Annotated in this window: 19 protein-coding genes; 6 read left to right on the top strand and 13 right to left on the bottom strand. The window is 63.1% G+C overall.

What is annotated here, in order from left to right; all coding sequences use genetic code 11:
• Nucleotides 1-212: 212 nt before the first annotated feature.
• Nucleotides 213-947 (bottom strand): gamma-glutamylcyclotransferase, encoded by a 735-nt coding sequence (locus VSX56_RS11565; protein ID WP_350937227.1) that lies wholly within the window; start codon nt 945-947, stop codon nt 213-215.
• Between the two features lie 181 nt (nt 948-1,128).
• Here VSX56_RS11565 and VSX56_RS11560 point away from each other — a divergent pair, with 181 nt between their 5' ends.
• Nucleotides 1,129-2,241 carry an NAD(P)-binding domain-containing protein gene (locus VSX56_RS11560; RefSeq protein WP_350937225.1) on the top strand — a complete coding sequence of 371 codons (1,113 nt, stop codon included), beginning with the start codon at nt 1,129-1,131 and terminating at the stop codon, nt 2,239-2,241.
• A gap of 31 nt (nt 2,242-2,272) precedes the next feature.
• Here the strand turns inward: VSX56_RS11560 and VSX56_RS11555 are convergent, their stop codons facing one another.
• Nucleotides 2,273-3,193 (bottom strand): LysR family transcriptional regulator, encoded by a 921-nt coding sequence (locus VSX56_RS11555; protein ID WP_350937223.1) that lies wholly within the window; start codon nt 3,191-3,193, stop codon nt 2,273-2,275.
• A 175-nt stretch (nt 3,194-3,368) separates the two neighbouring features.
• Here VSX56_RS11555 and amaB point away from each other — a divergent pair, with 175 nt between their 5' ends.
• The gene (gene amaB, locus VSX56_RS11550) at nt 3,369-4,889 is read left to right on the top strand and encodes an L-piperidine-6-carboxylate dehydrogenase (RefSeq protein WP_350937221.1); all 1,521 of its coding nucleotides are present in this window, start codon (nt 3,369-3,371) and stop codon (nt 4,887-4,889) included.
• Between the two features lie 23 nt (nt 4,890-4,912).
• Here amaB and VSX56_RS11545 read toward each other — a convergent pair whose 3' ends face one another.
• Nucleotides 4,913-5,374 carry an Lrp/AsnC family transcriptional regulator gene (locus VSX56_RS11545; protein WP_339115471.1) on the bottom strand — a complete coding sequence of 154 codons (462 nt, stop codon included), beginning with the start codon at nt 5,372-5,374 and terminating at the stop codon, nt 4,913-4,915.
• Between the two features lie 105 nt (nt 5,375-5,479).
• On the opposite strand from VSX56_RS11545, the gene VSX56_RS11540 reads away from it, so the two are divergent.
• Nucleotides 5,480-6,925 carry an aminotransferase class V-fold PLP-dependent enzyme gene (locus VSX56_RS11540; protein ID WP_339115472.1) on the top strand — a complete coding sequence of 482 codons (1,446 nt, stop codon included), beginning with the start codon at nt 5,480-5,482 and terminating at the stop codon, nt 6,923-6,925.
• A 57-nt stretch (nt 6,926-6,982) separates the two neighbouring features.
• Here the strand turns inward: VSX56_RS11540 and VSX56_RS11535 are convergent, their stop codons facing one another.
• The 3 genes from VSX56_RS11535 to VSX56_RS11525 are packed head-to-tail and all read right to left on the bottom strand — an operon-like array spanning nt 6,983 to nt 10,353.
• Nucleotides 6,983-7,972 carry a membrane dipeptidase gene (locus VSX56_RS11535; RefSeq protein WP_350937218.1) on the bottom strand — a complete coding sequence of 330 codons (990 nt, stop codon included), beginning with the start codon at nt 7,970-7,972 and terminating at the stop codon, nt 6,983-6,985.
• A gap of 12 nt (nt 7,973-7,984) precedes the next feature.
• Nucleotides 7,985-9,400, bottom strand: coding sequence for an NAD(P)-binding domain-containing protein (locus VSX56_RS11530; RefSeq protein WP_350937216.1), 1,416 nt, complete (start codon nt 9,398-9,400; stop codon nt 7,985-7,987).
• Nucleotides 9,397-10,353 (bottom strand): LysR family transcriptional regulator, encoded by a 957-nt coding sequence (locus VSX56_RS11525; protein WP_350937213.1) that lies wholly within the window; start codon nt 10,351-10,353, stop codon nt 9,397-9,399. The genes VSX56_RS11530 and VSX56_RS11525 overlap by 4 nt, the downstream gene beginning before the upstream one ends.
• Before the next feature lie 132 nt (nt 10,354-10,485).
• Here VSX56_RS11525 and VSX56_RS11520 point away from each other — a divergent pair, with 132 nt between their 5' ends.
• From VSX56_RS11520 to VSX56_RS11510, 3 genes are read left to right on the top strand one after another with little or no spacing between them, the layout of a single operon-like run.
• Nucleotides 10,486-11,481 carry a TRAP transporter substrate-binding protein gene (locus tag VSX56_RS11520; RefSeq protein WP_349294985.1) on the top strand — a complete coding sequence of 332 codons (996 nt, stop codon included), beginning with the start codon at nt 10,486-10,488 and terminating at the stop codon, nt 11,479-11,481.
• 2 nt (nt 11,482-11,483) lie between these two features.
• On the top strand, nt 11,484-12,047 hold the full coding sequence (locus VSX56_RS11515; protein ID WP_339115477.1) for a TRAP transporter small permease: 564 nt from the start codon (nt 11,484-11,486) through the stop codon (nt 12,045-12,047).
• Nucleotides 12,044-13,333 carry a TRAP transporter large permease gene (locus tag VSX56_RS11510; protein ID WP_339115478.1) on the top strand — a complete coding sequence of 430 codons (1,290 nt, stop codon included), beginning with the start codon at nt 12,044-12,046 and terminating at the stop codon, nt 13,331-13,333. Before VSX56_RS11515 ends, VSX56_RS11510 begins: the two co-directional genes overlap by 4 nt.
• 180 nt (nt 13,334-13,513) lie before the next feature.
• Here VSX56_RS11510 and VSX56_RS11505 read toward each other — a convergent pair whose 3' ends face one another.
• The 7 genes from VSX56_RS11505 to VSX56_RS11475 all read right to left on the bottom strand — a co-directional run bounded on the left by VSX56_RS11505 (nt 13,514) and on the right by VSX56_RS11475 (nt 18,082).
• Nucleotides 13,514-14,284: an amino acid ABC transporter ATP-binding protein gene (locus VSX56_RS11505; RefSeq protein ID WP_434096027.1), complete on the bottom strand. Its 771-nt coding sequence runs from the start codon at nt 14,282-14,284 to the stop codon at nt 13,514-13,516.
• A gap of 15 nt (nt 14,285-14,299) precedes the next feature.
• Nucleotides 14,300-15,004, bottom strand: coding sequence for an amino acid ABC transporter permease (locus VSX56_RS11500; protein ID WP_349294987.1), 705 nt, complete (start codon nt 15,002-15,004; stop codon nt 14,300-14,302).
• Between the two features lie 44 nt (nt 15,005-15,048).
• Complete coding sequence (locus VSX56_RS11495; protein ID WP_350937209.1) at nt 15,049-15,885, bottom strand: ABC transporter substrate-binding protein; 837 nt, start codon at nt 15,883-15,885, stop codon at nt 15,049-15,051.
• A gap of 86 nt (nt 15,886-15,971) precedes the next feature.
• Nucleotides 15,972-16,274 (bottom strand): hypothetical protein, encoded by a 303-nt coding sequence (locus tag VSX56_RS11490; protein ID WP_339115481.1) that lies wholly within the window; start codon nt 16,272-16,274, stop codon nt 15,972-15,974.
• A 7-nt stretch (nt 16,275-16,281) separates the two neighbouring features.
• Nucleotides 16,282-17,226: a dihydrodipicolinate synthase family protein gene (locus VSX56_RS11485; protein ID WP_350937206.1), complete on the bottom strand. Its 945-nt coding sequence runs from the start codon at nt 17,224-17,226 to the stop codon at nt 16,282-16,284.
• 10 nt (nt 17,227-17,236) lie between these two features.
• Entirely contained in the window at nt 17,237-17,671 is a 435-nt protein-coding gene (locus VSX56_RS11480; RefSeq protein WP_339115483.1) for a MaoC family dehydratase, read from the bottom strand.
• 12 nt (nt 17,672-17,683) lie between these two features.
• Nucleotides 17,684-18,082 carry a hotdog family protein gene (locus VSX56_RS11475; RefSeq protein WP_350937203.1) on the bottom strand — a complete coding sequence of 133 codons (399 nt, stop codon included), beginning with the start codon at nt 18,080-18,082 and terminating at the stop codon, nt 17,684-17,686.

The following is an 18,082-nucleotide window of genomic DNA, read 5'->3' as shown; positions in this document are numbered from 1 at the left end:
GCTTGATGTCACAAGGCAATGTTCAGTCGGCGTTTTCTACGGGCTCTTGTGGGGAGCGGGCGCCACCTGCACGCAGCCTTTCCGTTCCGCGCATCGGGTGCCGCAGATCGTCTTTCAGGATTAGGTTGATACTGTCATCGATGCGGAGGCGCAGGGGGTGTGGCCGACAGGGCAGATCACGATGCTACTGCCGGATTGGGATCTGCCGCCCGTTAGGGCCGCATCTCGCGCAGCCCGTCCACCTCGCGCAGGAGCGCCTCGAGGGCCGGATCGGCAATGCCCAGCTCGTGACATCCCGCCAGCACATTGGCCAGATACTCGCGGCTGCTACCGAGCCGCCCCGTGCCGGTTACCAGATAGCGCAGTTGGTCGTGATGCGAGATGTCGGTCTCGATCATGGCGGCCTCGGGATCGGCCACAAAACAAAGCGCCTCCACCTGACCCTGCGCGGTCTCCACAGGGGCAAAAACAGCCTTGTAGCATGGCGCCATCATTTCGCGCCGCCAGATGATCTCGGATTCGCGATCCGCCGTCTCGGCGGCCAGACGGAACACCAAACCGTCGCAATAGGGCCCGTGATCCAGCGCGGCCATCAGACCCGGTGCCTCCGCCGTGCCGCGCGCGCCCGAGCGGTCCACCAGACAGAAGCTGCGCCGGTATCCCTCGAGCCGCGCTCGCCGGACCTCGGCAAAATAGACCGCCGGATCCCACATCAACGAGCCATAGGCAAAGACCCACAGATCCTTGCCGCGATAGGGCGCCAGTGCCTCGTGGCGCATCGCCTCGCGGGTCGCATCGTCATAGCGCGGGTTGGATTGCTCTCCGGCTTCGGCCCAGATCCGGTCGATCTCGGCCATATCGAGATCGCGGAAGAAACTCACCGCCGGATCGCGGATCTTGTCGGCCAATCCCGGATGGTGGCGGAAGGCATCGGGGGCAAAACTCATGACGGGGCTCCTGATCAGACAGTCGCGACGCTAGAGAAAACCGCAGCGGATGGCCACCGGCTTTGGCAAGACAGGGGCATGTTCGCGTCCGCAGAATGTCTGGCGCCTGTGCGTTTGGGCCAAGCACGCTCTGTTTGCCTGCCGGATTGGTGCAGCGGCGGATCCGGCCCATAGTCCGGATATGGAAAGCATACGCCCAACCCAGCCGCGCGCCATTCCCAGACTCGACGTCGTCGTGATCGGCGGCGGGCAGGCGGGGCTGTCGGCGGGCTATTATCTGCGCGAGGCGGGGCTCCGGCCCGATCGCGATTTCACGATCCTCGATCATGCACCGGAAGCGGGCGGGGCGTGGCAGTTCCGCTGGCCCTCGCTGACACTCAGCACGGTCAACGGGGTGCATGACTTGCCGGGCGGGTTCGGTCTGGCCGAGAGCCTCGGGCTGGAGAACAGCCCCGAAATCAAGGCGGCGCATGCCGTGCCGCAGTATTTCCACCAGTATGAGGCGCGGTTCGGCCTGCCGGTGCATCGGCCCGTCTCTGTCCGGCAGGTCAGCTTGCGAGGCGGGCGCTATCTCGTGGAGACGGATCGGGGGCGGATTTCAACGCGGGCGGTGTTGAATGCGACAGGCACATGGGACGCGCCCTACAGGCCCGCGATCACGGGGGCGGAGCGGTTTACGGGTCTGCAGATCCATGCGCAGGGCTATCGCGACGCGGCGCCGTTTCGCGGGATGGAGGTGGTGGTGGTCGGGGCCGGGATCTCGGCGATCCAGATCCTTGAGGAGGTCTCGCAGGTGGCACATTGCTACTGGGCGACCCGAAGCGCGCCGCGCTACCATGAGGGCCCGTTCCTGCCCGAACATGGCCGCGCAGCGGTGGCCCGGGTCGAGGCACGGGTGCGGGCAGGGCTGCCGCCCGGATCGCTGGTCTCGGCCACCGGCCTGCCGCCCTCGGAGGTGCTCGAACGCGCGCGGAGCCGCGGGGTGCTGGACCCGAAGCCCATGTTCACCGAGATGACGGAAGAGGCGGTGATCCTGCCCGATGGAACGGCCCATAGGGCGGATGCGGTGATCTGGTCGACGGGGTTCGGCAACGCGCTCGGGCATCTGGCAGGGCTCGGGCTGTTCAACGCGCAAGGCGGCATTACCATGACGGGACGGCTGGCGACGCAGGTGGAGGGACATCCGCGCCTGCATCTTCTGGGCTATGGTCCGAGTGCCTCGACCGTGGGCGCGACCCGGGCGGGACGGGCCGCGGTGAGGGAGGTTCTGGCCGATCTAAGGCGAGAAGGTTAGTGCACAATACCAGAGGGTTATAGGGCGTAATTCATCCTATGATTGAAGATTGACCATCGCGGGCCAGCGGCCGGAAGCTGACCTGTGACAGAAGCCAGTCGCGGAAGGTCTCCACCGCTTGGCTGCGGCCCTCGGGTGTCACGATATAATAGCCCTGGTCGGTCGAATGTGGAGCCTCGAGCACCACTGTCAATTCGCCCGAGGCAAGCTCGGCTTCGATCAGGTAGCGCGGCAGGAGCGCGTAGCCCAGACCGGCTTTTGCCGCCTCGATTGTCAGCGAGAACTGGTCGAACCAGTGCCCGTTCTGCGGTTTTTCGTCCGAGCCCATCGTGGCAAACCAGTCCGCCCAGAGGCTCGGTCGCTCGCTGACATGCAGCTTGGGCGCGGAGGCCAGATCGCCGACTGTGACGTGGCCGCCCTTGCGCAGCGCCCCGCCCGCGACGGGCAGAACGATCTCGCTACACAGATAGGTGCAGACCGCCCCTGGCCAGAGCGGCTGGCCGTAATGGATGGCCAGATCGCATTGCGTGGTTGTGAAATCGAAAATCCCGCGGCGGGTCGTGATGTCGAAACGGGTCTGCGGATGGGTCGCCAGATAGCCGTCGAGCCGCGGCAGGAGCCAGCGTTCGGCAAAGGTGGGCAGTGCATTGATGGCAAGGATCTGGTGGTCGGGAGGGCCCGCGCGCGCGTGGCGCATGGTGGTCTCCGCCATGGCCAGAAGCCGCTCCACCTCATGGAGGAAACGGCGTCCCTCTTGTGTGGTCACCACCCGTCCGGGCACCCGCTCGAAGAGCCCGAACCCGATCTGCGCCTCCAGGTCGCGGATCTGCCGGCTGACCGCGCTCTGGGTCAGGGCAAGCTCCTCGGCGGCACGGGTGAAATTGCCGTGGCGGGCGGCGGCCTCGAAGGTCTGAAGCATCTTCATATCCGGCAGGTTGCGGCGCTCGATCATAGGGGATTCCTCCGGTCTCGGGCCAGATCTAGCAGCTCTGCGGGCGAAGGTCTTCCCTCAAGGCGCCATGCGCGGGCGGAATGGGGGTAGTCCGATTGTTTGCTGGGCAGGGCTGGGACAAGCCGCTAGGGTTCTGGCAAATCGGGCTTTCGGAGCCAACGCGAAGGACATGACCATGCTGAGCAAACCCCTTTCGACCATCACCCGCGAGACCATGGAGGCCTGCGGCGCGCAGGTCGCGCTCGATGCGGCAGGAATGGATGTGATCTCGCCAGTGACGGGTGAGGTGGTGGCCACCCTGAATCCCCATACGGTGGACGAGGCGCAGGCGATGGTGGCCGGAGCGCAGGCAGCCTTCCGCAAATGGCGCATGGTGCCCGCTCCGCGCCGTGGCGAGCTGATCCGGCTCTACGGCGAGGAGCTGCGCAAGGCCAAGGCCGATCTCGGGCGCATGGTCTCGATCGAGGCGGGCAAATCGCCTTCCGAAGGCTTGGGCGAAGTGCAGGAGATGATCGATATCTGCGATTTCGCCGTGGGTCTCTCGCGCCAGCTTTACGGTCTGACCATCGCCACCGAACGTCCCGGCCACCGTATGATGGAGACATGGCACCCGCTGGGCGTGGTGGGTGTGATTACCGCCTTCAACTTCCCCTGTGCGCCATGGTGCTGGAACACCGCGCTGGCGATTGTCTGTGGCGATCCCGTCATCTGGAAACCCTCCGAGAAGACGCCGCTGACGGCCCTTGCCTGTCAGGCCGTATTCGAGCGTGCATTGGCCCGCTTCGGCGCCGATGCGCCCGAGGGGCTGTCGCAGGTGCTGGTGGGCGGACCGGAACTGGGCGAGGTGATCGTGGATCACGAGAAGGTCGCGCTGATCTCGGCCACCGGATCGACCCGCATGGGGCGGATCGTGGGGCCGAAAGTGGCGGCGCGCTTTGGCAAATGTATCCTCGAACTTGGCGGGAATAACGCGGGCATCGTCTGCCCCTCGGCGGATCTGGACATGGCGCTGCGCGCGATTGCCTTTGGTGCGATGGGCACGGCAGGCCAGCGCTGCACCACGATGCGCCGTCTTTTCGTGCATGAGAGCATCTATGACCAGCTCGTGCCCGCGCTTAAAAAGGCCTATGCCTCGGTCACCGTGGGTAACCCGCTGGAGACGGCCGCCCTTGTCGGGCCGCTGATCGACAAGGCCGCCTATGACGGTATGGTTGCCGCTCTGGAGGAAGCCCGCCAGATGGGCGGCGTGGTACATGGCGGCGCGCGTGAACAGGTGGGGCCGGATGCGGCCTATTATGTGAAACCCGCGCTGGTCGAGATGCCCGAGCAGGCGGGTCCGGTCAAACGCGAGACCTTCGCGCCGATCCTCTATGTCATGAAATACAGCGATTTCGACGAGGTGCTCGAGACGCATAACGATGTGGGGGGCGGGCTGTCCTCGTCGATCTTCACCACCGATCTGCGCGAGATGGAGATGTTCCTCTCGGCACGGGGCTCGGATTGTGGCATCGCCAATGTGAATATCGGCACCTCGGGGGCCGAGATCGGGGGCGCTTTCGGGGGCGAGAAGGAAACCGGCGGCGGGCGCGAGAGCGGCTCGGATGCGTGGCGCGCCTATATGCGCCGCGCGACCAATACGATCAACTACTCCAAGGAGCTGCCTCTGGCGCAGAGCGTCGTCTTCGATATCGACTGATTTTTTCCCGACAGAACGGGCCCTTACAGCGGTAGGGGCCCGTCATCTATAATTGCCTCCATCGAGAAATAGGAGGTGACGGTATCGAGCTCGATTTTCTCGGTGATGCGCTGGTAGACGGCGTCGAACGCGCGGATATCCTCGCTCACGATCTTCAGCATATAGTCGTAATCGCCGCTGATGCGGTAGAAGCCCACGACCTCGGGGATGGTGTGCAGATGCTGGCGGAAGCGTTTGAGCCAGTCCCCCGAATGGTGCCGCGTGCGGATCATCGAGAATGTCACCAGCCCCATGCCCACCGCCGCGCGGTCGATGCGGGCCGTGTATCCGGTGATGACCTCGGCCTCTTCCAGCAGCTTCAGCCGCCGCCAGAGCGCGTTTTGCGACAGACCGACCTCATCGGCCAGCTCGCGCTGCGAACGGTTCGAGTTACGCTGGAGCGCGGCAAGGATGCGACGGTCGATATGATCGAGATTCTTTTCCATTTTTCGATCATATGACCCAAACTATATACTGCCAAGCAATCAATTTGGTGAAAATCCGCGAAAGTCGCGGCGTAGGGTTAGGGAAATCAACAACGGATCCTCCCCATGACTGCTCTTACCGCGCTCCAGCGTTTCCAGGCCTCACTCGACCGTCCCGATATCATCGAATGGCTCCGTGAGGGGCTGATCGGGCGGGGCATGGCGTTCGAGACGGCCTTTGGCACGCAATCGATGCTCTATGCCGATCATATCGCGTCCGGTCGCGCGTTGCGTCAGGTGGAGGCGTTCGTGATGACCGAGATCCTGCCGATCTATTCCAACTCCCATACCGAGGCCTCGCATTGCGGTCGCGTGATCACACGGATGCGGGCCGAGGCGCGCGAGATCATCGCGCAAACCTGTGGCTGTGGCCCCGATTGTCATGTGCTCTTTGCCGGATCGGGGGCCACGGGGGCAATCACCCGTGTGATCGGGCTGTTGGACATCCCTGCACGGCGCGCGGCGGGCGAGAAGGTGACGGTGCTGATCGGGCCTTACGAGCATCACTCGAATATCCTGCCCTGGCGCGAAAGCGGGGCGGAGGTGATCGAGATCGGGGAGGCCGTCTGTGGCGGGGTCGATATGGACGATCTGGAGGCGCGTCTTGTGGCGGCCAAAGGGACCGATCTGATCGTTGGCAGTTTCTCGGCGGCGTCGAATGTGACAGGCCAGCTCACCGATGTGACGGCGGTGACCAAACTCCTCAAGGCGCATGGTGCGCTGTCGATCTGGGATTATGCCTGTGGTGCGCCGCATCTGGCGATGCGGATGGATCTGGAAGGCGCGCCGATCGATGCGATCATCTTCTCGCCGCATAAATTCGCCGGCGGTCCGGGCGGCACCGGCGTCGCGCTGATCCGCGACACCATCGTGGCACGTCAGGTGCCTGCCGCGCCGGGGGGTGGCACGGTATCTTTCGTTTCGCCCTGGACGCAGGTCTATTCGGGGCGCGTCGAGGCGCGTGAGGAAGCGGGCACGCCCAATGTGATCGGCGATATCCGCGCGGCCCTCGCGCTGATGGTGAAAACGGCCATCGGCACCGAGCGGCTGCATGACCGCGAGGTGGTCCTGCGCGCCCGTGCACTGGAGGCATGGCGCGACCTGAAGGGACTTAAAATCCTTGGCAAACCGGAGGCGGCCGCGCTGCCGATCTTCTCTTTCCAGATGTTCGATGAGGCTGGCAAGCAGATCCACCCGCAGCTGATCACGCGGATGCTGTCGGACCGGTTCGGCATTCAGGCGCGGGGCGGCTGTGCCTGCGCGGGCCCCTATGCGCACCGTCTGCTGGAGATTGATCGTGCGGCCTCCGAGGCGCTGCTGGCACGGCTGCAGGCGGGCGAGGAACTGGCCAAGCCCGGCTGGACGCGGCTCGATCTGAGCTGGTGCCATGACGAGGAGGATCTGACCCGCATCATCGATGCGGTGACGCAGCTGTCAAAGGACGCGGCTTCGATGGTCGCGCGATATAGCGCCGATCCGGCGACCGCTAGGTTCGTGCCGCTCGAGGGGTGAGCAGAGGTGGAATGACAAACGGCGGGAGATATCTCCCGCCGTTTTTGTCTCAGGGTCTCAGCCCCAGGTCTGGGCGAACATCCGCAGCCAGTTGGCCCCGAGGATCTTGGTGATCCGCTCCTCCGGCCAGCCGCGCGATTGCATCTCGGCGGTGAGGTTCGGGAATTCGTCATTGCGGCGGATGCCCTCGGGCTTGGTGATCTTGGCAGAGCCGAATTCGGTCAGCGTGCGCCCCGTGCCCTTGTCCTTGTTGGCCCAGAGAAGCCACGGGCCGGGACGGGCGCGGTTATGGTTGAAATCGGTGCCGATGGCGACATGGTCCTCGCCCACCAGATCCATCGTATATTCCATCGCGTCGATCACATCCTTGACACTTGCATCATTGCCCGCCGCCAGACCCGGCGCAAAGAGCGAGGTGCCGATGACACCGCCCTTATCGGCGCAGGCCTTGAAGACCTCGTCGGGCTTGTTGCGCGGCACATCACGCAGGCCGCGCGGCAGGCAATGGGTCACCGCGACCGGCTTTTTGGAATAGGCGATGGTATCAAGCGACGTCTGGATGCCCACATGGCTGAGATCGATCATGATCCCTGCCTCGTTCATCGCATCCACCGCCTCGCGGCCAAAGCCGGTCAGCCCGCTGTCTTTCTCTTCCAGATAGCCCGCGCCGAAAAAGTTCTGCGTGTTATAGGTCAGCTGCATGATATTGACGCCGAGATCTTTGAAGATCCCGAAATAGTCCAGCCTGTCTTCCACCGGAGAGGTGTTCTGCCAGCCAAAGATGATGCCGACCTTGCCTTCGGCCTTGGCACGTTCGATATCGGCCAGTGTCTTGATGGGCATGGCGATATCGGCATTCTCTGCCAGTTTCTGCTTCCACATGATGACATAGTCCATGCCGCCGCGGAAATCTTCCCACAAAACGGAAGAGGCCGAGATTGCGGTCACGCCCCCCTTTTGCGCCTCGATCAGGATCTCGCGATTGAAATCGGAGCATTGCAGGGCGTCGATGACGATGGAACGGGAATGGAGGGACGTATCGGTCACTTGGGTATCCTCTCAGGCAGTCGGTGTAAGATCGGCGGGCAGCCATTCTTCGCCCGTCATGTCGGGCGTGTCGTAATCGCGGAAACGGTCGAGATGGATCTGGGCATCCTCGGCAAAGAGCGATTGCACGAGCCCCGAGGCCAGACGCCGCGCGCCCTCGGAGGCCGAGGGCACGCCCGAGGTGACCTTGCCGTGGCTGGGCACCGCCGGATAGGCAAAGCAGGTCAGGCGCTTGAGCGAGGGGCAGCTGCCCCCAGCCTTCTCGATAAAGGAGAAATCACGCGCCAGATAGGGATGCGAGGCAAGGCCCTGATTGGTAGCGGCGCGCTCGGGCCCCACCACATCGCCCCATGTCCTATACCGGCCGGCGAAGGCCGCCAGCTCGGGACGGGCGTCGAGATCGATGGTGAAGCCTGTGGCAAAGATCGCGACATCCGCCTCGATCGCACCATTGGGGGTGGTGACACGGATGCCCTCTGCGGTCTCCTCCACAGCCAGCACGGCCGCGCCCACATGCAGATGCGCGTTCGGATGGCGCGCGACCCGCTCGACCGAATGTTTGGGCGGCGGCACAGGGAAGCGGTCTCCCTCGTCCATGATCTGCCATTTCACATCATCGGGCAGGCCGACATAGCCTGCGGTCATGCCACGCGATCCGGTGCCGGTAAATTTGTCGATCACCGGAATGGCGGGGCGGCGGACCAGAAGGTCCATCCTTGCACAGCCTTCCTCGAGAGCGGTGGCGGCGTTATCCATCGCCGAGGCACCGGCGCCAACCACGATCACCCGCTTGCCCTTCAGGCTCTGGGTGTCGAACATATCCGCAGAGTGATAGACCTTGCCGTTGGGGAGCCCCTGCGCGACGGCAGGCAGACGGGGCGCGCCAAGCGCATCGAGCCCCGTTGCCAGCACCACGCGGCGTGCCATGAATGTGCCCTGCGAGGTGGTCAGACGGAACAGATCGCCCTCGGGGGTGATCGCCGTGACATCGCAGTCATTGAGCACATCCGCGCCGGTCATCTTGCGATACCAGATCAGGTAATCCATCCACATCCCGCGCGGGGCAAGATGCATGGCCTCCCACGCGTCGAAGCCCCATTGTGCCTCGAACCACGCGCGAAATGTCAGCGCCGGAATGCCCATCGCGGGGCCTGCAGCCTCCTTGACGGTGCGCAGGGTTTCCATGCGGGCATAGGTTATCCACGGCCCTTCGAGATGTGCGGGCGCGCGGTCGAACAGGCGCACATTGGAAATACCCTCCATCGAGAGCGCCAGATTGGCCACCAGCCCGCAAAGCCCCGCCCCGATAATCGCCACATCCAGAACGCCATCCGTCCGCGGCATCCATGCCCTGGGCGGAAGGTTCAGCAGCGTCTTCTGGCGGGCAAGATCGGCTTCGAGGGCAGGCAGCCCGATGGGGGAGGTCATGGCAACATCCTAGAGGTCTGGGCGATGGCGTCGTTTTCGGAAGGGTTGGGAAAGCGGCAATCGGGGATGAGATCGGCGCATACCTGCCGGAACATCTCGGCAAAGCGCGTCTGGGCGGGGGTGGTCACGCGATGGCTGTCGCTGAACAGGCCCCAGAGATAGGGAATCGGTGTGTCGAGCGGCAGGATCGTCGTGCCCTTGACCGGAATGCCGTAGGCGGTGACCGGATCGATGATGGCCACGCCCAGTTCGGCCCGCGCGGCCATGATCGCATTGAGCGAGGAATTGGAAGTAATCGAGCCCGAGGGGCGGATACCGGCGGCCTGCATCGCGGCGTCGATAAGGGGGCGTAGCCGGTAGCGGTTTCCGGCGGATATCAACCGCTTGCCTGCAAGATCGCGTAGCGGGAACCGGCCATCGGGATAGGCGCGGGCTGCCCTGTCGGACAGGGCCACCACAAGCGTGCTCTCGCACAGCACATGGGCCACGAGGCCCGTGGCATCGAGCGGAAAGCCCGCGATGCCCAGATCGGCGGTGCGGTTGCGAAGCGCCTCGACCACATGATCGGCAGTCATGGTCTGCAGATCGACATCCTGCGGCAGGTCTTCGGCCAGAAGCTGCAGCGCAGGCGCCACCAGACCGCCCGCCATCGTGGGCGTGGCGGCAATGTCCAGAGCTTCCTGCCGTTCGCTGCGGATCGCTTCGGCGCGGTCGCGGATCAGTTTGAGGCCGCCCAGCACGCGGCGGGCTTCTTCGTGAAATTTCAGTCCTTTATCGGTAGGCGTGATCCGCGGGCCATTACGGTGGAACAGATCGAACCCGACCTCGGCCTCGAGCTCTTTTACCAGACGGGTCACCGTCGGTTGCGCGATATTCAGCTGCTTTGCGGCGGCCGTCATCGAGCCGCAGGACATGGCCGCCTCGAAGGCCTCGAGGGCCCGAACATCCATCATTTTATCAATCGCGCTTGACATCATTGCCCTACTATCATCCGAATTATATATAGTGACAAGTCAAGAATGCTTGCAAATTATAATCAGCCGTGAGACCAGTTCATGAGCTGTCTGATCAACAGGAGTTACACGATGTCGATGATGTTCCGTATCGCTGGTGCGCTGATGGCCGCCGGTCTTGCTCTGCCCGCCCATGCCGAAACATGGCGGCTGTCGTCGATGATGACGCCGGACAGTTTCGAGGGGCAGACCTATCAGAAATTCGCGGATCTGGTCGACGAGTATTCGAATGGTGATCTGACGATCAAGATCTATCCCAATGAACAGATCGGCTCGATGGACTCGGTGGTCGAACAGCTTTCGGCGGGTGTGATCCAGCTGGCGCCTTCGGCTGTGGGCTTCATGTCGCGCTGGGAGCCGGGTATCAAATTCGCGGCCTCCCCCTTCCTGTTCGACGATTATGACCATTGGGCACGCTTCATCGATGGTGATCTGTTCCAGGGCTGGCTGAACGAGGTCAAGGACGAGGCGGGCATCTCCGTGCTGGGCGATATTCCGGCGATGCCGCGCGGGTCGTTCCGCACGCTCTTGACCACCAAGCCGATCGAGACCGCAGATGACATCAAAGGCCTGAAGATCCGCCAGTACCAGAGCGACCTGATGATCGATGCCTGGACCTATCTGGGCGCCGAAGTGCGCGTATTGCCGTGGGGCGAGGTCTATGACGGCATCAATCGCGGGATCGTCGACGCGGTGACCGCACCTGCTGAATCGATTGAATCGATGCGCTTTTACGAGGTCGCGCCGAATATCATCCGCACCGATGAATATCCGCAGGCAGTGGCATTCATGATGAGCGAGAAGGCATGGGAAAAGCTCCCCGAGGCCGATCAGCAGGCGCTTTTGCGCGCACATAAGGAAGCAGCAGCCTATGGCCGTGACCTTCTGGCCAAACAGTCGGCCACGCTCAAGGCCGATCTCGAGGCGCATGACGGCGTGAATGTGAATTTCGAGTTCGACACCGCACCGCTGGTGGCCAAGATGAAAGATTTCTACGCCGAATATGACAAGGAGGGCAAACTGCCCGAAGGTCTTCTGGACGCGGTCGACGCCGCGCGTGACAAGTAATCATGGCGGTCTCCGGCGGAAATTCCCCAGCCACCAGCCCGAAGGGGCTGGTGCGCGCCTGCGACAGCGTGCTGGATGCCATTGCGATGGTGTTTGGCGTGATCTGTGCCGTAATCCTTGCGGTAATGGTCGGGCTCAACCTCTATAACGTGCTCTCCCGCTCGTTCCTCGGGGTGGCCTATGGCTGGATCTTCAACTGGACGATGCTTCTGTTCGTCTGGATGCTGCTTTTGGGGCTTTTCGTCTATATCCGGCTGCGTCATGACGTGGTCGTGGATATCGTCATGACGCGATTGCCGCGCCCCGTGCGCAAGCTGGGCGGGCTTCTGGTCTGTGTGATCGGGATGCTGACGATGGCCGCAATCCTGCGCGGGGCGCCCGAACTCCTGAAGCTGCAATCCAAGCCGATGGAGGCCATCGCCCTGCCGATCTATGTCCGCTCGGGGCCGCTGTTTATCTCGTCCATTCTGGTTTTTGCGCATTTCGCGCTGGATTTCCTGCGTATCCTGACGGGGCAAGGCGAGGCCTTCGCCCGCAATGACACAGTCGAGGGAGCGCCCGAATGACCCTTGGTTTCATCGTCATCGGCGGGTTTATCCTGCTTATGCTACTGGGTGTTCCGGTCACCATCGCCATCGGTGCCAGCTCGATTGCGGGGCTCTATTTTGCCGGTTTCGGCGATATGGCTCTGGTTGTGCCGCAGCAGATCCTCGATGGGGCGGCCAAACCCGCGCTCTTGTCGATCCCCTTCTTCATTCTGGCCGGTAACCTGATGAATGCGGTCGGGCTGACCGACCGGATCTTCAATTTCTGCCTCGCGCTGGTGGGGCATTTCCGTGCGGGTCTGGCCTATGTCAACGTCATCGCCTCGCTCCTTTTTGCGGGTGTGTCGGGGGCGGCAACGGCCGATATCGCGGGGCTCGGACAGCTCGAGGTCCGCGCCATGCGCGAGCGTGGCTACTCGCCGGAATTCTCGGCAGCACTGACCGTGGCCACCTCGCTGGTGGGGCCGATCGTGCCGCCTTCGATCTCGCTCATCGTGTATGCGTGGCTTGCCAATGAATCGGTCGCGCGGCTCTTCCTTGCAGGGATCGTGCCGGGCATTCTGGTGGCGCTGTCTTTCATTCTCTATATCCGCGTGGTCTCGACATGGACCCCGATGCCGCGTGAAAACCGCGCCACCCTGCGGCAGGTGGGCACCAGCGCCATGGAAGGGATTCCCGCGCTGATTGCACCGGGGATCATCCTTGGCGCCATCGTCTTCGGCTTTGCCACAGCGACCGAAGCCGGGGTCATTGCCTGCGGCTATTCGATCCTGATCGGCCTGTTCTACCGCTCGCTCACGGCGCGCGGCATCTGGGACGCGCTGGCCTCCTCGGCACGGCTCTCGGCGCTGATCATGATGATCATCGGTTTCTCGCAGATCATGGGCTGGCTCTTCGCCTTCGAGCAGGTGCCGCAGGCCTTCGCCTCGGGGCTTCTCGAGGCGATCAACCAGCGTTGGGTCTTCATGGTGTTCACCATCGTGCTTCTGGTGATCATCGGCTGTTTCATGGAAGCCTCGCCCGCCAAGATCATTCTGTTGCCGCTCCTGCTGCCTGCCGCTGATGCCTTCGGGATCGACCGCGTGCAATTCGGGATGGTGATCACATTGGCCCTGCTGCTGGGTATCGCCACGCCACCGCTGGGCGTCGGCCTCTATCTGATGTCGGCGGTCTCGGGCGTGAAATTCGAGCGCCTTTCGGTCGCCATCCTCCCTTTGATGATCCCCCCGATCATCGTCCTGATCCTGATCGCAAGCTTCCCGCAGATCACTCTGTGGTTGCCCGATCTGGTTATGGGCCCGAAATAGGGTCCAGCCTATGTATGTAACGAGTGTGTTGGTTGCATAACGAGTAGCGTGTGTGGATGGCGGGCCCCGTGTGTTGGGGCCCGCCATTTTCCTGTCTGCCTGTATGGCACCGAACCGCAGGAGCCATAAAAAAGGCCGCATCCGGAAGGATACGGCCAGTCGGGGATAATCGGGTCCGGCTCAATGCAGGATCTGGGCCAGAAACTCCTTGGCGCGCGCGCTTTGCGGCCTGTCGAAGAACTCCGCGGGCGGGGCTTCCTCGATGATCTCGCCACGATCCATGAACACCACGCGATCGGCAACCTGACGCGCAAAGCCAATCTCGTGGGTCACGCAGATCATGGTCATGCCGTCTTTCGCGAGTGTCTCCATCGTTTCCAGAACCTCCTTGACCATCTCGGGGTCGAGCGCCGAGGTCGGTTCGTCAAAGAGCATGATCTCGGGCTCCATGCAGAGCGAGCGGGCAATGGCCACGCGCTGTTGCTGGCCGCCCGACAGCTGGATGGGATATTTATGCGCCTGTTCGGCGATACGGACCTTTTCCAGATAGGCCATGGCGCGGGCCTCCGCCTCCGGTCGCCCGAGCCCGAGCGAAGACATCGGCGCCAGCACGCAGTTCTCGAGAATGGTCATATGCGGGAAGAGGTTGAACCCCTGGAACACCATCCCCGTGAGCGAGCGCACCTTGGCGATATTGGCGCGGGTGCCATTGAGATCGGTGCCATTGACCGAGATCATGCCATCATCACGTTTCTCGATATGGTTGATGCAGCGGATCAGGGTGGATTTGCCGGATCCCGAGGGGCCGCAGACCACCACCCGCTCGCCGGGACTGACCACCATATTCACATTGGTCAGGGCGCGGAACTCGCCATAGTATTTATAGACAGCGGCCATGCGGACGGCGGGGATCGGGGTGCCATGGGTCTTGGCTGGGGTGAAATCGGGCATAGCGTTTCCCTCGGTTCAGGCGGCTTTGGGATTGGGCTTTCTGGCCGCAGTCTGGGTGAAGGAGCGGGCGAAATGCGCCTCGATCCGGCGTTGGGCAAGATCCCAGAGCGTGGTCAGCAAGAGGTAATAGCAGGCGGCCGCGGCATAGACCTCGAGCGTCTGGAAATCCTGCTGCATCAGCTCGTCGGAACGGCGCATGATCTCTTCGACCGAGATGACCGAGGCCAGCGAGGTGGCCTTGAGGAGGCTGTTGATCGAGTTGCCCAGAGGCGGCACCATCAGGCGGAACGCCTGCGGTAGGGTCACCCGCCAGAAGATGGTAAAGGGCGAGAGGTTGAGCGACCAGCCTGCCTCGGTCTGGCCTTTGGGCACCGACATGAAGCCCGAGCGCACGATTTCGGCCATATACGCGGCCTCGTGCAGGATCAGCCCGACAAGGGCACAGGTGATCACATCGAGCTTCAGCCCCAATTGCGGCAGGCCGGTATAGATGACGACCAGCTGGATCAGCAAAGGCGTGCCGCGGAAGAACCAGATATAGGCGCGGGCGGGCAGGCTGATCAGGCGTTGCGGGGACATACGCGCCATCGCGATGGCTGTCCCAAGGATGAGGCCCCCGATCACGGAGGCCACGGTCAGGGCGATGGTCACGCCAACGCCGCCGATCAGGAAGCTGTTGACCAGATAGCCGAAAAAGGCTTCGGGATCGAATACGGTCATTGGCGTGATCCTTTTTTATGCACTCAGTGGCTCAGCTTACGCCCTCAGTTCGAGGGGCCGGGGCCTGCGATGGACACTTTCTCGCCCTCGGGCAGCGGCGAGAGCTTCCATTTGTCGAAGAGCGCCTGATAGGTGCCGTCATCCTGCATCTCGTCCATCGCCTTCACGACAGCATCGGCCACGTTCTTGTTGGCGAATGCCATCGTGGTGCGGGTCTTGCCAAGGCCCGTCAGCACCTCTTTCGCCTTCTCGCGCTTGACCAGATCCGCGCCAACGCTGTCGACGACCAGCGCGTTATCGACCTGACCGGCCTGTAGCGCGGCCACAACGGCGCTGGCGGTGGCGAAGCCGCGGATGTCGATCTCTTTCTTGCCCGCCGCGACATTGGTCTCGTTGAGCTTCTTCAGCCAGTTCTGCTGGTAGCTGTTGGTCTCGACGCCCACGGTCTTGCCCTCGAGATCGGTCTCCGAGGACAGTTTCTCGTCGCTGCCCGGCTTGGCGATAACGGCGATCGACTGCTCGGAATAGGGAACGGTCCACATCATCTTGGAGCGCTCCTCGGTCCAGAACATGCCGGTATTCATCCCGTCGATCCGGCCTCCCTTCATGGCGGGGATCATCGCGGGAAAGTCCATGCGCACGAGCTCCACATCGACGCAGACGCGTTTGGAGATCTCGTCGGCCAGATCCACATTCAGACCCTGCAGCTTGCCGTCCTTGTCGACGAATTGCTGCGGCGGGTTGGTGGGGTTGATCGAGAGTTGCAGCTTGCCCGCATCGATCAGGTCGGCATCGGCAATGGCGGGCGTGCACTGGGCATGGGCGGCCAGCGGCGCCACGAGTGCGACACTCAATGCGGCAATCTTGGGGAGTTTGAACATCTGGGAGTTCCCTTGTTGGTCGACGCGGCGTCTTCATGGCCGCTATCAGAAACCGGGCAGGCACCATGCCCCCCCGGCCGGTCTTATCAGAATTTCTCGGTGATCGCGCGGATCTGGACGCGAGCGAAATTTCTGACATGGGGGGTGAAGGGACCAAAGCCTTTCACCTTATGGAATTCCGGCGTGTCGAAGGCCCATTTGCCTGCGACCTCGTAGACGGCGGCATATTTCTGGCCCTCGCCCACAGTGATATAGCGTTGGGCGCTCAACCAGCCGGGGCAGGCGAGCAGATCGGGGAAATGCTGGCTGACATACCATTCGGCAAAGGCGTCCTCGTGTTCGGGGTCGATATCCACGCGCACGATATGGGTGAAGGGGGCGTCGTCCATGGGGTCCTCAGACATGTTCGGCCAACTGTCCGGTCGCGCGCAGGGCGGCGACGATCTTGGCCCTTTGCTCGGGCAGCACCGGCATCAGGGGCGCACGGGGCGCGTCATTGGCGATGATGCCCATCTCTTTCAGTCCGGTCTTCATACGCGTGTGCATATCCATAACCGGCTGGTCATGGTAGATGGCGCGGATCACAGGATAGAGACGGTCATTGGCTGCGCGTAAAGCTACGAGATCATTGGATTTCGCAGCCGTCCACAGATCGATGAACAGATCCGGCACAAGGCTGATGAGACCCGACAGGATCCCGTCGCACCCGATGGCCAGCTGTGGCAGGAACCAGTTGAAATTCGAGGCGAGCACCGCCACATCGGGGGCCGATGCGCGCAGGGCGCGCAGGTTCTCGTCATAGGCGAGGATGCTGTCACAGCCTTCCTTCACCGCGATCACACCCGGCACAGAGGCGATCTCGGCCAGCACCTTTGGCGCATAGCCCATGCCCGACCCGAGCGGATACTGGAAGATCGACACTGGTAGCGAGACGGCCCGCGCGATGGCCTCGACATAGGCTCTGGGGGCGCGGGCGGTCAGCGAGGCGCCCCCTCCCAGCGGAATGGCGGGGAAGACCACGATACAATCGGCGCCTGCGGCCTCGGCCTGACGCGCCTGATCGATGGCCACATCGGTCGCATGGGCGATCACGCCTGCCAGAAGCGGTTTGGGGCCGATTTTGGCGCGGGTGCGGCGGATCACCTCGACGCGCTCGGCATCGCTGAGCGCGCCGCCCTCGCCCGCATGGCCATTGACCAGCACCGCCGTGATCCCCGCAGGGCAGGCGCAATGGTCCAGCACGCGGTCATAGCCCGCCCAGTCGATGGACATATCCTCAAGGAACGGCAGAACGGTCGCGACCGTGAGGCCATGCAGATCCTTGCCTGTCAGTTTGCTCATGATGTGCTCCTCAGGCGGCAGGTTTACGGCGAGGGAATTTCAGCGTGGCGCGGGCCTTGAGAACCTCGAGTCCGGTCTCGTTGGTGGCGCTGGCTTCCCAGATGATGGTCCGGTTCTCCTCGACCTTCTCGGCAATCCAGACCGAGAACGAGATCGTATCGCCATAGAAAACGGGGCCGGTGAACCAGAAACGGTCCTCGATGGAGACGCCGATGGTCCCGACAAGCTCGGCGGTCAGCACCGAGGTGCACAGCCCCGCCACCATGATGCCGGGGGCAAGGCGCTGGCCGAAACGGGTGTCGGCGGCATAGGCCTCGTCGATATGGACAGGGCCGAAATCGCCGGTTGCGGCAATATAGAGCGCGCCATCGGCTTCGGTGACGGTCTTGTTCAGAGTGACCTTGTCGCCAACCTCCAGATCGTCAAAGGATTTGGGATCATACATGGCGATCTCCGCTCAGGCTGCGTAGGGCACGAGCTGTGCGCTGCCGGTGGCCACAATGGTGCCTTCGGGGTTCAGGGTGCAGGTGATCGCGCAGGTGATCTCGGTCCCGCTCAGGGTGGTGACCTCGGCGCGTGCCGCGATGGAATTGCCGATATGGACGGGCACGGGGAACTCGAAGCTCACGCCCCTGATGCGCCACTCGGGGCCGGCCAGGCGATTGAGGGCCGTGGACGCCATGGCGCCAGCGATCAATTCGAAGGCCACCTGCGCGGGGGCCCCCAGAGCGCGGGCGCGGGTGGCGTCGACGTAAAGACCGCCAAGGTTGCCGCTGATGCCGGTAAACATGGCCTGTTCGGCCACGGTGATGGTTTTGCGGAAGGCGAAGCTGTCGCCGGTTTTCAGAGTGCTCAT

It is taken from the genome of Thioclava kandeliae, from assembly GCF_040297545.1.
GTDB classification, from domain to species: Bacteria; Pseudomonadota; Alphaproteobacteria; order Rhodobacterales; family Rhodobacteraceae; genus Thioclava; species Thioclava kandeliae.
The sequence above is the reverse complement of the archived record's forward strand: the minus strand, read 5'-3'. Positions and strand labels throughout refer to the sequence as shown.